The following is a 16765-nucleotide window of genomic DNA, read 5'->3' on the forward strand; positions in this document are numbered from 1 at the left end:
CACCCATTAACTAAAGAAGAGAAGCAAAATTGGCAACATAAAGATATTTTAGAAGATTCCATCCCAGGCGTTAGTTTAGATAAAGCTTACAGAGAACTTTTGACTAATAAAAAACGGGATACAGTTATTATAGCTGTGATTGATACACGATTAGACGTAAATCACGAAGAAATAAGAGATTATATTTGGACGAATGAGGATGAGATTCCCAATAATAGGTTAGATGATGATAACAATGGATATATTGATGATATACACGGTTGGAATTTTCTAGGTAATGAAAAAGGAGAACAGGCTTACAGAGCAAATTTTGAATATGTTAGGATTATCAGAAAGTTTAAGGAGAGATTTGAAGGTAAAAAAAGAGAAGAAATAGGTAGTGAATTTATCAACGATTACGATTTATATCTTAAAGCTAAAAAAGCCTACAATGACGAATTAAAATATGTGAGAAAAAAACTGAGTTCTTTACATTATAAAAAAGTAAAGAAGAATTTTCTTGAACGGGAATTAGCAAAAATATATCCAGAACAAAAAGTATCTGTAGAAACATTACAAAATATTGAAACTGCTGATAAAAAAGTTTCTCAATACGTAAAGGATCTTATAAAACTTAAAAAAGATAGTTTACGAAATGCAAATAATTTTGCATTGGAAAAACGCTATCTTAATATTTACTTGAATGAAGGCTATAAAGAAAGAGAAATTATTGGAGATGATGTTGATGATATAAATGATGTTCCTTATGGTAATAATAAAATAACCTCTGATAATTCTGAAGGGACACATATACATGCAATAAAAGTAGCTGGAATCATTGCTGCAAGCAGAAATAATGAAACAGGAATAAAAGGAATTATAAATCGAGTAAAAATTATGCCTATTGCAATATCGCCTTATGGAGATGAAAAAAATCAAAAACCTTAAGTTAATTAAATCGCAAGTAGCTAAGCTACAATTTTCTTCCAAAATTATAGGAGGTACAGGAGGTAATGGAGATCCTCAAAGAAGTAAGAAGGCTGGTCCAATGTGTGTCCCTGACCTAACAGAAGATGGAGTAAATTGCTAAAATGTAATGGATAAAAAATTAATATATATTTTCCTTGGTATACTTTTTATTACTTCTTGCTCTAATAAAATGGTAAGAAGTTATAAAGGAAAAAGTTTTAAGGGCAAAAGTATTGTAGATATCTATCATGGCGTTTCGATTACGGATTCATATAGAAACTTAGAAAATTTAAAGGATTCGACTGTATTGGATTGGTTGAAAGCACAAAATGCTTATGCAGAAAATATCTTAACTCAAATTGAAGGAAGAGATCAACTTGTCGAAGTTCAAAAAGAAATTGAAAATAATAAGAAACATACTGTAAGACAAATACGATCATTAGCTTCTGGAAAATACTTTTATCTAAAAAAATTTGCTGGGGAAGATGTATTTAATTTATATTATCGTGACAGCTTAGAAGGAGGAGAACAAAAGATATTTGATATAACTAACTATATCAAAAAAACAGGTAAAAAAGACTATCTTATTAACTATATTAAACCTAATTGGAAAGGAAGCAAAATAGCAATTAGTATTTCGAAAAAAGGAAATGAAGTATCCGAAATTATTGTTCTTGATCTTGAAAAAAAAACAATTCTTACTAATACCTATTCAAATGTGGCTCCTGCAAGTATTGGTGGGATTGATTGGCTTTCTGATGATTCAGGGTTTATAAGTTCTTATTTACCATATATTGATCCAAATGATGAAAAATTTTGGTTGAACACCAAATCTTATTTGTATACTTTAGGAAAAAAGGAAGGGAAAGATATTTTTTCAAAAGACAATAACCCTGAAATAAATATTAATATTGAAGATTTTCCAATGGTCTATAATCTTTCAGAAACAGATGGATATTTGTTTGGTCAGTTTTTGGGTAAATCAAGTTTTATGAATATATATTATGTAAATGAATCTGAAATTAAAAAAGACAACATACGATGGAATCAATTATGTTCTGAAGAAGAAAAAATTACACAGTATAAAATTGATGGTGAATGTATATATTATCTTACGTCAAAGGACACTTTAAGTCTTGAGATAAGGAAAACAACTATTAAAAATCCAAATTTTAAAAATGCAGAATTAGTAGTAGCTTCTTCACCTGAATCGGTTATTACAGATTTTGAAATCACTAAAGATGGACTCTTTTATGTAAAAGTTAAGAATGGAATTCAAGCAAGACTATTCCATAAGGAAGAAGGTAATCAAGAGAAAGAGATTATGCTACCCAATACTTCAGGTAGAATTTTTCTGGGCTCACTTGGAGCAAGATATACAGACCTATGGGTAACAACTAGAGGATGGATTCAGCCCTCATTAACATACAAATATAAGCTAAGGAGTAATTCTTTTTCTAAAATAGAATTAAATAGAAACAAAGTTCCTTCAGGATTTGAAAATATGGTAGCTGAGGAGATTGAAATAACTTCACATGATGGAATTAAGCTTCCAGTATCTTTAATTTATAAAAAAGGGCTGAAAAAAGATGGGCAAAATAGGGTGCTTTTTTATGGTTATGGAGCTTATGGAACACCTTTATCACCCTTTTACTCAACAAGCTTTCTATTATGGGTGAAAGAGGGAGGAATAATTGTTATGCCGCATGTTCGAGGTGGAGGAGAAAAAGGAGATGCTTGGCATAAAGCAGGTATGAAAACTACAAAATCTAATACCTGGAAAGACTTGATTGCCACAGTAGAATATATGATTGCTAAAAGATATACTAATCCTAAAAAAACTGTTGTTTGGGGAACCAGCGCTGGAGGAATTATGGCTGGAAGAGCTATTACAGAACGTCCAGACTTATTTAAGGTAATGATAGGAATATCTCCATCAATGAATACGATGAGATCAGAACATCAACCTATGGGACTAAATAGCATAAAGGAGTTTGGGACTTTAAAAGATTCCTTAGAGTTTAGAGGGTTATTAGAAATGGATGCTTATCATTCAATCAAAAAAAATGAAAAATATCCTGCAGTATTGATTTTAGCAGGATTAAAAGATGGGAGAGTAGTTGCTTGGGATCCTGCAAAATTTATAGCTAAACTCTTAGATTATAGTACATCAAATGATCCTGTATTATTTCAAGTAAATACAGAGTCTGGTCATGGTGGAATGAATTCTAGTGAAAATAAGCTTTACATAGATTATGCCAATATATATGCCTTTGCGCTATGGCAAACAGATCATCCGGATTATAAATTAAATAAATAATAGATTATTTACAGCTGAAGAAGTCTCTAAAAAGAAGAAAAGAAAAAACTAAATACAAAACTCGCAAGCTTACAAGCTTGGGAGTTTTTTTATGTCTCAATATGTAAGTAAATAAGAATGACAATTGTTGTACATTTTTTAATAAAATGTATAAATTTTATGTATTTCATCGAAAAAATACGCTTTTCGTCGTTGATTTGTCAAATTTTTAACAATTTTATATGTAAAATAAGGACTACAGAAAACTGATAATGGCTAATCAATTTAATATCAACTTATTAGATTTTGTGGTAATTATAGATACTTAACCTAAATCTTACATTATGAAAAAGAACCTACTTTTCATGGTCCTTTTGGCGATGCTACATTTTTCTATGGCAGAAGCACAAGGACGACAAAACTTTTGGTCAACCTCCCAAAAGTCATTAACCAACAATAACATTGTTGAACACAATAAGGATTTACCCAGAATAAAAGTGTTTGACCTAAACATTGATGGTTTCAAAAATGCTTTGCAAAATGCCCCGCAGAGAAATGAAACCAACAGTAGTTCAAACATTGTACTTTCGTTTCCAAATGCGAAAGGTGAAATGGAGCGTTTTCAAATTTTTGAAGCGCCTGTATTACATCCAGACTTAGCAGCACGATATCCAGGAATAAAATCGTATGCAGGGCAAGGAATTGACGATCCAGTAGCCGTAATACGCTTTAGTGTATCGCCTTTAGGAATACAAACGATGCGTTTGTCTGCCTCAGAAAAAGCGGTATTTATTGAACCGATTACTGACGATAGAACAACCTACACAGTGTATGAAAGAGCAGATAGATCTGCTTCGTTATCAGACTTTGAATGCCAAGTCATCAGTGATGCTTCTAGTAATTTTGAGCTTTCAGCTACCGCACGACCAAACGCAGATGATGGTATATTAAGAACCTACAGATTGGCAGTTTCTACTACAGGAGAGTACACAGCATTTCATGGAGGAACAAAAGCAGGTGCATTAGCAGCCATCAATACAACCATGACACGTGTAAATGGTGTATTTGAAAATGATTTTAATGTAACCATGGTTGTCATTGCTAATAATGATGATGTTATTTACACAAATGCTGGTAGTGACCCATATTCTAATGGAGGCTTTAACAGTCAAGTACAAAATACATTGACTAGTGTTATTGGAGAGGCAAACTATGATGTTGGTCATTTATTTGCAAGAGCTTCCGATAATGGAAATGCAGGATGCATAGGATGTATTTGCGTAAATGGGCGAAAAGGAAGTGCTTTTACGTCAAGAAGCACACCAGTAGGAGATCCGTTTGATATTGATTATGTAGCGCATGAACTTGGGCATCAATTTGGAGCAAACCATACATTTAGCTTCAGAAATGAAGGAACCAACGCACATTTTGAACCAGGAAGTGGTACTACTATCATGGGATATGCAGGAATTACAGGAGCTACCGATGTACAGTCAAACAGTGATCCATATTTCCACTGGTTTTCTATTCAGCAGGTAACTAACTATGTAAAAAGTACTTCTTGCCAAACAAATACGGCTATAGGAAATGCAACTCCAACAGTAGATGCAGGATCAGATTATACAATTCCTAAAGGAACACCATTTGTGCTTACAGGTTCAGGAACAGACGCAGATGGAGATAGCTTAACATACTGTTGGGAACAAGCAGATGAAAACAATGCAGCAACTACCTATCCAAGTGTTACAGGAACTAGTGGAGTAGCGTTTCGTTCGTTCAATCCAACAACATCTTCAAGTAGATATTTCCCAAGATTATCAACCATAAAGAGTGGCGCAACTTCATGGCAATGGGAAGCAGTTCCAAATGTTGCTAGAAGCTTAAACTTTAGATTAACAGTAAGAGATAACAGAGCTGGTGGAGCATCAAACAATAGTGACGATATGGTAGTTACCGTAAATGGAACCGCAGGGCCATTTGTAGTAAACGCTCCAAATACTGCAGTAACTTGGAATGCAGGAACAACACAAACAGTAACTTGGGATGTAGCAGGAACAACAGGAAATGGTGTAAATGCAGCAAATGTTGACATTTTATTGTCTACAGATGGTGGAGATACCTATCCAATTACCTTAGCTTCTAATGTTGCAAATGATGGATCGTATGACATTATTGTGCCAAACAATCAAGGAAATCAAAACAGAATTATGGTAAAAGGAGCAAATCATATTTTTTTCGATATTTCAAATGCGAATTTTACCATTGCAGGACAAGTAGCGTGTAATGCTACCGTACCGACACGTGTATCAGATGCAAGTATTACATCTTCAGCAGCATCTGTAAGTTGGGATGTTGTACAAGGAGCTTCTTATGATCTACGTTACCGTGCGACAGGAACTACTTCTTGGACAACAAATGCCGTAACAGGAACTTCTACAGCACTTTCAGGATTAACGGCAGAAACCGAATATGAAGTGCAAGTACGTAGCAAGTGTACTAGTGGAAACTCAGCATATTCTAGTTCTACAAACTTTACAACGACAAATGTTCAATTGAACTATTGCGATTCTCAAAGTACGAATATCAATGACGAATATATTGGTCGTGTACAACTGAATACGATCGACAATTCATCAGGAGGTCAGTTCTATACTGATTTTACCTCTATTTCAACAGATTTGTCAAAATCGCAAGCGTATACAATTACAGTAACACCAACATGGACTGGAACGGTATATAGTGAAGGTTACTCGGTTTGGATTGATTACAATCAAGATGGAGATTTTACCGATGCAGGAGAACAAGTTTGGTCTAGAAACGCCACTACAACTACACCAGTAAGTGGAACATTTACCGTTCCAAACACAGCAACAAATGGAGCTACAAGAATGCGTGTATCTATGAAATATAATCGAATACCAACTCCATGTGAAACATTTACATATGGAGAAGTAGAAGACTATACAGTAGTTATTGGAGCTGCAGGACCAGATACACAACCACCAAGCATTCCAACAGGATTGACTGCTTCTGGAACAACACAAACAACGACAACGTTAAGCTGGACAGCTTCTACAGATAATGTGGGAGTTACTAGTTATGAAGTATTTCAAGATGGAACAAGTATAGGAGCTAGCTTAGGAACGTCATTAAATGTAACGGGACTTACAGAAGGCACAACCTATGCATTTACAGTGCAAGCACAAGATGCAGCAGGAAATGTTTCATCTTCAAGTGCAGCTTTAAATGTAACCACATTGTCTTCAAATATAGGCATAACCTTAACACTTAATTTTGATAACTATCCAGAAGAAACAAGTTGGCAAATTAGAAATAGTAGCAATCAAGTAGTGGCTTCTGGAGGAACATACGGATCACAACCAGATGGTTCTACGCTAGTAATTAACCAAAACTTACCTGCAGGATGCTACAGCTTAATTATAAGAGATAGTTATGGAGATGGAATGTGCTGCTCATGGGGAATAGGTTCGTATTCATTAAATGAAGGAGCAACAGTATTAGCCTCTGGAGCTTCTTTTGGAAGTAGTGAAACAAGCAATTTCTGTATTGGTGGTGCAACAAGTAGAGGAGACAGTCCTATAAGTGCTACCGCAGATGATACAAATGATCCAATTGTGTTTAATGTTACTATCTACCCGAACCCAGTAAGAGGAGATGAAGTTAAATTAATTTTAAAAGATCAAGGTGTTCAGCAAAGTACGTATGTAATCCGTGACTTAGTCGGTAGAGGCGTAAAAGAAGGTGTTATTGAAAGCAAAACAATAAACGTTGCGAATTTACCTAAAGGAATCTACTTACTCGAGATAAGTAATGGAGATGTTAGAACAACGAAAAAGCTCGTTCGAGAATAATAACCTAAACCTAACTTATGAAAATCAAAAGCCTTGAGAAATTCTCAAGGCTTTTTTTATGGTGTGTCTTTTTGCGAAAATAGAGGTGTAAATTCAAGAATCTGGACTAACTGTTGTTTTTTGATCCTAAGATATTCACGTTATTAAAAAGGTAAATGAGTCCAAAGAATAACGAACTATTGTATCAAATTAATGCTAATAGTTGAAATTTCTTCACTTGGAAAACGATAAGAATGCATTGGGTCAATCGTAATTCCCGCTTTGTTAATAGCATCTAAAAATACATCCAATTCCACAATATACTGATCTGAAAAGCCATGCGTCACATCATACGCAGTACAAGGCGTTTTGCCTAAATTTAAAGCAACCGTATTAGGCGCAACCGTATGTAATTCAATAAACAGCAAACCGTGTGTTGAAATATAAGGTTTCCACTTTTGAAAATGCTCTATCAAACTTTGAGCAACAGCCGAATTGTGCAATTGTTTTCCACGATGCGCAAAAGCTCCTGAAGACAGTAAATTGCCAGTATAAACTCCAGAAGGTTCATTAAAAGGTCTATTATGATCTAAAAACGAACGAACATTGAGCAACTCATCTAACTTCACATTATATAACTCTTGTAACTTCTGATCAATCTCTGCAGGATTACCAATATCGCCCCAAACAACTTCTGCCCATACATTGGCTTTTTTTAAATTTCGTTTGGTACTCAACAAAGCTTCTTTATTATAATCGGCACCAATCAAGATCAATTTATTGGCACTCAAGTCGTCTTTGCGTTGGGTTTTGTCCCAAATCAAATCAAAGATATGCTCTAACAAAGCACCATTTCCACAACCGACATCGATAATTCCTTTGGGTTGTTCAGAAAGTGGTTTGTTAAAAATATCAACCAAAACGGCATCAAACTTATTAAAATAGGTGGCATGACTTCCACCACTTCCCCAAACATTAATGCCTCTAAACACATGTTGCTCATTTCCTAAACGATCTTGCTGGAAAAATGATAAAAAATCACCTGTCAAATAGCTTTCTATATGACACATAATCGGCATATAGGAAGCAGTAACTCCATAAGCATAGCTCTTGGCAAACAAAAACGAACCTTTTGTAGTCAATGAAGAACCATCATGTAACTCTAACAATTGCAATACTTTTAAAAGCGAAGCATCTTTTAAAAAAGTAGCCGTTTCTATGGTTTCCAAATCTGCATGATATCCCAAATACACAAGCAAAGGCGCTAGTAACACACCTTCTAAATGAAGCGCTACTTCTTCTTGAAAATACGTATCTGCTTTCAAAGCTTGTTTGGTTATTGACCAATAGGTAGCCATTGAAATTAAGATATCAATTTTTGGTAATGGAAATTGATACGGCTGTTTTAACAACTCATAATAATAAGAAAACAACGTATTCAAGTTTTCATAATGCGAAATGTGAGGTAGAAAGTTGTTAAATTTTTCGGTAGTTTCAATCTGAATTTCTTCTGTAGTAACGGTATATTTTAAAATTCCTTGTGAAGCCAAACTTCGTAAAGAAACATTCAAATAACCTGAATGAAATTGTGGAAACTTTTTAAGAATTGCTGTGATTGAAGTACCATGTTCTGCAGCCAAAAAATCAAAGACAGAATGTTTTTCTAATACGGCTATTGTTGCAGTAATGGCAAGTCCATCCTGATGTTTAAACAACAAAGATCGAAATGCGCGTTTTTGTTCTCTAGTTAAACTCATATCTTCTAAAGATACAGAATTTTCAAATGTAGCTGAGAAGAAAAGTAGTTAAAAGAAAGCTAAATTATTATCGTAATAAAATAGCTTTCTAATAAGAGTTAAATCTCTATATATTGATAGGACAATTTCCGTAAGGTCCTGTGCAAATTTCAGGATTAGATGCGGGTAAAGGTTCCTGTGGACAGCATACAAAGATGTGTGATTTAGTAATACAATTTGGACCTCCAGATGGACATAGCATAGAGAAGGCTGCACCTCCTTGGATACTTGCTTGTTTGTCTAACTAAGAAATAGTATTTTTTCGTAAAGCTAAATTTTTTAAAGTTTGTTTCTTCATGATATATCTATTTTTTGTTCGATGCAAAGATTCATCAATAGAAATAATTGTGTTAACGTGAAACAACTGAAAATAGAATAGGGAATTGACTATATAATTTTCCCCTTTTAGATAAGTTAAAACACCTGAAAAGGGTAGTATAGGTGTAAAATATTCTGTAATATAGAATATTGATTTTCTATACGATTTGTAAAAAAACAGAAGAAAATTAAATCCCTCCTGTTTTTGCAATACTCAGTTTTAATTAATTGGGCAATTTCCCCAACCTCCAGAACATATTGCTGGATCTGATGCTGGTGTAGGATCTGCTGGTTTAACTGAGCAGCAAACGAAGATGTGAGATTTTGTAATACAATCTGGAGTTGTTGACATACAAAATGCTGAAATTGCTAATCCTCCGTGAATGTTTGACTGTTTTCTAACTTAGAAATTGTGTTTTTACATAAGACTAAATTTTTTAATGTTTGTTTTTTCATGATTGTAATTAATGTTTCGATTATACCATAAAACGATGTGCATAATCGGACGAACTATAGAAAAGTTTCCAAAGTATAAAAAAATACTTTCTGAGTAGAATTGTGCTTAAATTCCCTTTGGAATAGCGTCAATTAATTTTTGTGTGTAGGAAGATTTTGGATTGGCATAAATAGCATCTGCTTCGCCCAATTCTTCAATTTTTCCAGCATTCATGACCAATAACTGATCAGAAATGTATTTAACAACTGCCAAATCGTGAGAAATAAAAATATATGTAAAGCCAAAATTATCTTTCAGCTCATTTAAAAGATTCAATACTTGTGCTTGCACCGAAATATCCAAAGCTGAAACCGATTCGTCACAAATAATCAACTTTGGTTGTAATGCAATAGTTCTAGCAATTCCAATACGTTGACGTTGTCCGCCCGAAAACTCATGTGGATATCTTCCGTAATGGGAAGCATCTAAACCGACACGCTCAAGCAACTCAATAACTTTCTCCTTACGTTCGGCATCATTGGCGTACAAACCGTGCACTTTCATAGGTTCCAAAATGGCAGTTCCGACAGGAATTCTAGGATTTAGCGAAGCAAAAGGATCTTGAAAAATAATTTGAATCTCTTTTCGCAAACTACGAATTTCGCTTTTAGACAACTTGGTAATATCTTGTCCCTTATATAGAATTTCACCTTCGGTAGCCGTGTGCAATTGCAAGATAGTATTTCCTAAGGTAGATTTCCCGCAACCAGATTCGCCTACCAAGCCAAGCGTTTCGCCTTCATATAAAGAAAAGCTAACATCGTTTACGGCTTTCACTTCCGTAGATTTTCCAAAAATACCTGCTTTACTAAAAAACGACTTCGATACATTTTTCACCTTTAAAATGGGCGCTTTTTCGTAAATAGACTCATGACGAAGTTTTCGTGCTGCTGAAGAAACGATTACATTTGAAACCGTACCAGCTAATACATCTTGAATTGTTGGAAGCTTTTGTAAACGAACGTCCAAAGAAGGTTTGGACTGCAATAAAGCTTTAGTATATTTATGTGTAGGATTGGAAAAAATAGTTTTAGTATCTCCATGCTCTACAATATCTCCTTTATACATGACCACTATTCTATCGGCGATTTCGCTGACCAATGACAAATCGTGCGAAATAAAAATAATGCCCATTTCTGTTTCTTGCTGCAACTCTTTCAACAACAAAATGATTTCCTTCTGAACCGTTACATCTAAGGCAGTCGTAGGTTCATCAGCAATTAGTAATTTTGGTTTGCAAGCAATGGCCATAGCAATCATAACACGTTGTTTTTGCCCACCGCTCAATTGATGCGGATACGATCGATACATTTGATCAACACGTGGCAACTTCACTTTTTCAAAAAGTGATAAAACTGTTGCTTTGACCTCTTTTTTTGTGCAGAATTTATGTTGTAGTAATACTTCCTCTACTTGTTTTCCACAGGTCATAGATGGATTTAACGAACTCATAGGTTCTTGAAAAATCATAGAAATTTCATTCCCGCGTAAACGTTGAAAGGCTTTATGAGAAAGAGAAATTAAATTTTCATTGTTATATACAATTTCACCAGTAATCGTAGTATTTTTTGAAGGTAATAAACCTAAAACTGCCAAAGAAGAAACCGATTTCCCACTACCAGATTCGCCAACGATTCCTAAAATTTCGTTAGAGGTAACGGTATATGAAATTCCATGTATCAATTCATTACCTTTAAAAGCAATGCTGAGATTTTGTATGTCTAATAAAGTATGCATTTCTCAAAAATACGGAAACAATTTAACCTGCTAAAATAGTATTTAAAAAGTACTTTAAGTCCTCTTTTTAAGTAAAATAAGTAAGGTTTTAATGTAGTTTTTAACTTTAAAATGTGTGATTTGTAAGAATTTCTTAATAAAAGCTGTATTTCGTCGAAAAATTATTTAAATGCTTACATAATTCACAAAAAATTAACACTTTTGCAACGTTTTAATGAAGATAAGTCAAAGATTGTCATTTAAAAATACATTATCTATACTATAGTCACCGCATAGTATATTCAGTCCATAGGTTTACTTTTTTGAGACGCAATTATTAACCTAATAACAACCAAAATCACACATGAAAAACAAGTACCTATCGCTAGGCTTTCTAGCCTTTTGGGTATTTTTTGCTCAGTCTTCCATTGCACAGACAGATGCAGAAAAGCAAAAAATTATCCAATCGTATGATCAAGGAAAATTAAGTGCTATTGAAGTTTCATTTCAAAACAAAGCACAAACAGAAAAAGAAGAGGCTTACAGGATTGCGATTCAGCAAGGCTGGGAAGTAAAAATTCAAACACCAGACGGAAGATTTTTAGAACTACAAAAAGTAGTAGATGGGCAACCTATATATTACACCACTTTCAATGTAGATGCAGCAAGATCTACAAGGACGAATCACTTAAATTCTGGCGGATCATTAGGACTCAACCTAATGGGACAAAACATGACAGCTCATATATGGGATGGTGGAGTTGCTAGGGCATCTCACCAAGAATACGACGGTCCTGGAGGAAACAATCGTTTTTCTACAGGTGATTCTGGATCATTAAATTTTCATGCTGCACACGTAACGGGAACTATCATGGCTTCAGGAGTACAACCTGCTGCTAAAGGAATGGCACCACATACAAGGGCTGTTGGTTATGACTGGAACAGTGACAAATCTGAAGCTACAGCTGAAGCAGCTGGTGGAATGCTTGTTTCTAATCACTCTTACGGATTTAGAGGTGATTTAGTTCCTGACTATTACTTCGGAGCTTATATCACAGAATCAAGAGATTGGGATCAAATACTTTTCAATGCACCCAATTATTTAATGGTTGTTGCTGCTGGAAATGATGGAAATCAGAACAGTTATAACGGGAATCCATTAGCAGGAAATAGTTCTTATGATAAGTTAACAGGGCATTCTACTGCTAAAAATAACTTAGTTGTTGCAAACGCACAAGATGCAAATATCGATGGAAGTGGGAATTTGATTTCTGTTTCAATCAATAGCTCAAGTAGTGAAGGACCAACAGATGATTACCGTATAAAACCTGATATCACTGGAAATGGTACAGGAGTATATTCAACGTATCAAAATAGTGACACTGCATACAACTCAATCACAGGAACGTCAATGGCATCACCTAATGTAGCAGGATCTGTATTATTGTTACAACAACATTATAATAACACCAACGGTTCATTTGCAAGGGCTGCTACGGTAAAAGGACTTGTTTTACACACAGCAGATGATGCTGGACCTTCAGGGCCAGATGCTGTTTACGGATGGGGATTGATGAACGCTAAGCGTGCTGCAGAAGCCATTTCTGATAACGGAAATGAATCTAGAGTTGAACAATTGACGTTGACTTCTGGTCAATCGTATACGATTACAGTTGATTCAGATGGAACAAGTCCATTGTTAGCATCTATTTCTTGGACTGACCGTCCTGGAACTGCTACAACAGCGACAAACTCATCAACGCCTGTGTTAGTGAATGATTTAGATATTAGAGTAACTAAAGGAGGAACATCTTACAATCCTTGGAGATTAACAGGTGTTAATTCAAATGGAACAGGAGACAATTCTGTAGATCCTTATGAAAGAGTAGATGTTTCAGGAGCTTCAGGAACTTATACAATTACAGTAACACACAAAGGCTCTTTAGTTGGCGGAAGTCAAGACTTTTCTTTAATTGTAACTGGATTAACAGGAACACCTGTAGTTTGTAATGCAACGACACCAACTGGAGTTGCTGCTTCTAATATTACTACATCTAGTGCTGATATAGACTGGAATACAGTAACTGCTGCCACATATGATGTCCGATATAGAGTCTCGGGAACATCAGCATGGACTACAAGCTCAGAAACTTCAAACTCAACAAGTTTAACAGGATTGGCTGCGAGTACTTCCTATCAAGTACAAGTACGTAGCGTGTGTCCAAGTGGTAACTCTTCATATAGTTCATCCACTACATTTACAACTGCAGCAGCACCTGTATTTTGTTCTGGTGGTATTTCAACATTTCCATATAGTGAAGGATTTGAAGCAAATGACGGTTGGACACAAGTTGGTGGAGATGATGGTGATTGGTACCGCGGAAGTGGAAGCACACCATCAAGTAACACAGGACCTTCAGGAGCAGTACAAGGTTCTAATTACTTATTTTTGGAAGCATCTACAAACGGAAGCGCAGGACAAATTGGAAACAATGCAACAGCAATTTTAGAAAGTGATTGTTTTGATCTTTCTGGAAAAACATCAGCTTCGTTTAGTTTCCAAAATCATATGTATGGAACTGCCGTAGGCACATTAACAGTGCAAGCATCTACCGATGGTGCTTCATGGTCAAATTTATGGACAGATTCTGGAAGTCAAGGAAATCAATGGAATTCCGTTTCTATTAACTTAAGTGCTTATTTGGGACAACAATTTAAATTGAGAATCGTGGGTACTACTGGAAACGGTTGGTCTAGTGATATCGCTATTGATGACTTATCATTGACAGCATCAGGCGGTGGAGGAGATCCTGACCCAGGAAGTTGTGCAGGTGAAGTTTCATCATACCCTTACAGTGAAAGTTTTGAAAATACATTTGGAGCATGGACACAATCAACAGCAGACGATATTAACTGGAGTATAACATCAGGAGGAACACCTTCAAATAATACAGGACCTAGTTCAGCAACAGAAGGATCATACTATACATTTGTTGAGGCTTCTGGAAATGGCACAGGATACCCAAACAAACAAGCAATTTTGAATTCTCCTTGTTTCGATTTAGGTGGAGAAACACAAGCTACTTTTGCTTTTAGTTACCACATGTTTGGATCATCTGACATGGGAAGTATCTCTTTAGAAGCTAGTGATGACGATGGAGCAACTTGAACATCGTTGTGGAGTGAAACTGGAAATCAAGGTAACTCTTGGCAAACTGCTAGTGTAGATTTAGCTGCATATGTCGGGGGAACTGTTCAATTACGTTTCAACAGAATTACAGGTGGTACTTGGCAAGCAGATATCGCTATTGATGGCGTAAGTCTCTCTACTAGTGGCGGCGGTGGTCCATCTTGTTCTAATGTATCATTATCAATCACATTTGATAACTACCCAGAAGAAACAAGCTGGGAAATTACGAATAGCTCAGGAACAGTAGTAGCTTCTGGAGGAACGTATGCTTCTCAACCAGACGGATCAACATTAACTATTGATGCTGGATGTTTAGATGATGGATGTTATGACTTTACAATCAGAGATTCGTACGGAGATGGAATTTGCTGTGCATATGGTAATGGTTCATTCACGCTGACAAATAGTGATACTGGTGCTACATTAGCTTCTGGAGGATCATTTACAACATCAGATACGACTAACTTCTGTTTATCAGCTTCTGGTTCAACTTCGACAAACAATTATGTGACTACAACAAGTGACAATAGATTTGACTCTTCTCTTGAAGTTCGTATCTATCCAAATCCTGTAAAAGGAGCTACACTAAATGTAATTACTGCACAAGATAATGCAAGTTACACGATCACTAATATGGTTGGACAACAAGTAGCAAAAGGAAATATAAACTCAGGAGCTATCAATGTTCAAAAATTAAAAGCAGGTGTATATATGATTCAAATTAATGCTGGATCACAAACCGTAACTAAGAAATTTATTAAACAATAAATAACTAATAAATAAATTTAGAGTGCTTTAAAGGTCCAAACATTCGTGTTTGGGCTTTTTTATATGTTCTTTTTTGAGGAAATTCTTCAAACTTCAAAAAGTACAATTCTTAGTTCTTTTTTTTGTAGCGTAAAAACTTGCATTCCCTGTGATCTTTATAATCTAATAATCGCACAAATCACAAATCATATAATTCGTAATAAAAAGAATTCACGCAGTCTTAGACTATCCAGTAGCAATTACTTCACTAATTTTACCTTTTGTTCTAAACTTGGGAAGCTCTTTGCAATCGTATTTTATTTATCAATAGCAACAGGTGTAGAAGCGTTTGTTTTAACATTTTTGTTGACAAATCACCTTTTTGGTGTGTTTCGTATCATTTCTTGTTAGACTTCGAAGTCGGAACAGTATTTATTACGGCACCTTTTATTTTAGAGGAATAGACGCGTATTACTATTACTATTGGATAAATGGAATTGCAGTACTTATAGTCGTTAGTTTATACAAGCTAGAATTGTAAGAATAGATGCTAAAAATAGACAGGTTAAATAAGAATAAAATCCTTTCGTAGAATATATTCTTATTGAATTATTTGAGTTTAGTTAAGAATCTAAAAGCGAAGCACCCAAAAACCCAACACCTGACTTAAACATGCAACACTTCATCATCTTCTAACAATCCTTCATTGCGGAGTCTAAGTAAAATTTGCGCTACAGCAATGACATCTTTTTCACAATAGGTAATGATACGATCAATATCACCTTCTTTATAAAAAACATCACGCACTTGGCTACCATCAATATCATCTTTTGGAGAAGGAATTCCTAATACTTTGGTCATTAAACGCAACGAAGTATAATGCTTATAATCACCAAATTTCCACAATTCCATTGTGTCTAAATGCGGAATTTCCCAAGGTTTCTTACCAAACAAATTCAATTTAAACGGCAAGGTAATTCGATTGATAATCATACGACGTGCAATGTATGGAAAGTCAAATTCCTTTCCATTGTGCGCACAAAGCAAATGATGAGGTCGGTTAAAATGCGATTCGAGCAAGGCTTTAAATTCGCGTAATAATTGTTCTTCTTCTCCATGAAAAGAAGTCGTGCGAAATTGCCTAAGATCACCTTTATTGGCAAAATATCCGACTGAAATACAAATAATTTTACCAAACTCTGCCCAAATTCCTGCGCGATCATAAAACTCGTCCGCAGTAAATTCATCTTTACGTTGATAGGTAGTTTTTTGTTCCCAAAGTGTTTTTTCTTCTGCATCCAAATCGTCATAATATGGATACTCAGGAACTGTTTCTATGTCTAGAAACAAAACATTTTCTAAGTTTATTTTCTGTAACATACGTCTTTATTTAGTACGTTCATG

Annotated in this window: 9 protein-coding genes; 5 read left to right on the forward strand and 4 right to left on the reverse strand. The window is 35.1% G+C overall.

Translation table 11 applies throughout. The annotated features are described in order from the left end of the window. The 3 genes from MK119_RS16440 to MK119_RS16450 form a co-directional block, all read left to right on the forward strand. On the forward strand, window positions 1-927 hold a 927-nt coding region (locus tag MK119_RS16440; RefSeq protein ID WP_290680783.1), incomplete at its 5' end, for a S8 family serine peptidase. A gap of 148 nt (window positions 928-1075) precedes the next feature. Continuing rightward, complete coding sequence (locus tag MK119_RS16445; RefSeq protein WP_290680785.1) at window positions 1076-3268, forward strand: prolyl oligopeptidase family serine peptidase; 2193 nt, start codon at window positions 1076-1078, stop codon at window positions 3266-3268. A gap of 323 nt (window positions 3269-3591) precedes the next feature. Continuing rightward, window positions 3592-7119, forward strand: coding sequence for a reprolysin-like metallopeptidase (locus MK119_RS16450; RefSeq protein WP_290680787.1), 3528 nt, complete (start codon window positions 3592-3594; stop codon window positions 7117-7119). 176 nt (window positions 7120-7295) lie between these two features. Here the strand turns inward: MK119_RS16450 and MK119_RS16455 are convergent, their stop codons facing one another. From MK119_RS16455 to MK119_RS16465, 3 genes are all read right to left on the reverse strand, one after another. Next, window positions 7296-8855 carry a class I SAM-dependent methyltransferase gene (locus MK119_RS16455; protein ID WP_290680788.1) on the reverse strand — a complete coding sequence of 520 codons (1560 nt, stop codon included), beginning with the start codon at window positions 8853-8855 and terminating at the stop codon, window positions 7296-7298. A 577-nt stretch (window positions 8856-9432) separates the two neighbouring features. Further along, window positions 9433-9564 carry a hypothetical protein gene (locus MK119_RS16460; RefSeq protein WP_290680790.1) on the reverse strand — a complete coding sequence of 44 codons (132 nt, stop codon included), beginning with the start codon at window positions 9562-9564 and terminating at the stop codon, window positions 9433-9435. A gap of 210 nt (window positions 9565-9774) precedes the next feature. Next, window positions 9775-11445, reverse strand: a complete 1671-nt coding sequence (locus tag MK119_RS16465; protein ID WP_290680792.1) for an ABC transporter ATP-binding protein — start codon at window positions 11443-11445, stop codon at window positions 9775-9777. 343 nt (window positions 11446-11788) lie between these two features. On the opposite strand from MK119_RS16465, the gene MK119_RS16470 reads away from it, so the two are divergent. Both MK119_RS16470 and MK119_RS16475 read left to right on the forward strand, forming a co-directional pair. Next, window positions 11789-14593, forward strand: coding sequence for a S8 family serine peptidase (locus tag MK119_RS16470; RefSeq protein ID WP_290680794.1), 2805 nt, complete (start codon window positions 11789-11791; stop codon window positions 14591-14593). A gap of 6 nt (window positions 14594-14599) precedes the next feature. Continuing rightward, a complete protein-coding gene (locus MK119_RS16475; protein ID WP_290680795.1) occupies window positions 14600-15382 on the forward strand; it encodes a T9SS type A sorting domain-containing protein in 783 nt (260 codons plus the stop codon). A 645-nt stretch (window positions 15383-16027) separates the two neighbouring features. On the opposite strand, the gene MK119_RS16480 is transcribed toward MK119_RS16475, so the two are convergent. Continuing rightward, entirely contained in the window at window positions 16028-16741 is a 714-nt protein-coding gene (locus MK119_RS16480; RefSeq protein WP_290680797.1) for a 3'-5' exonuclease, read from the reverse strand. Window positions 16742-16765 lie beyond the last annotated feature (24 nt).

It is taken from the genome of Kordia sp., from assembly GCF_022447245.1.
Lineage (GTDB): Bacteria > Bacteroidota > Bacteroidia > Flavobacteriales > Flavobacteriaceae > Kordia.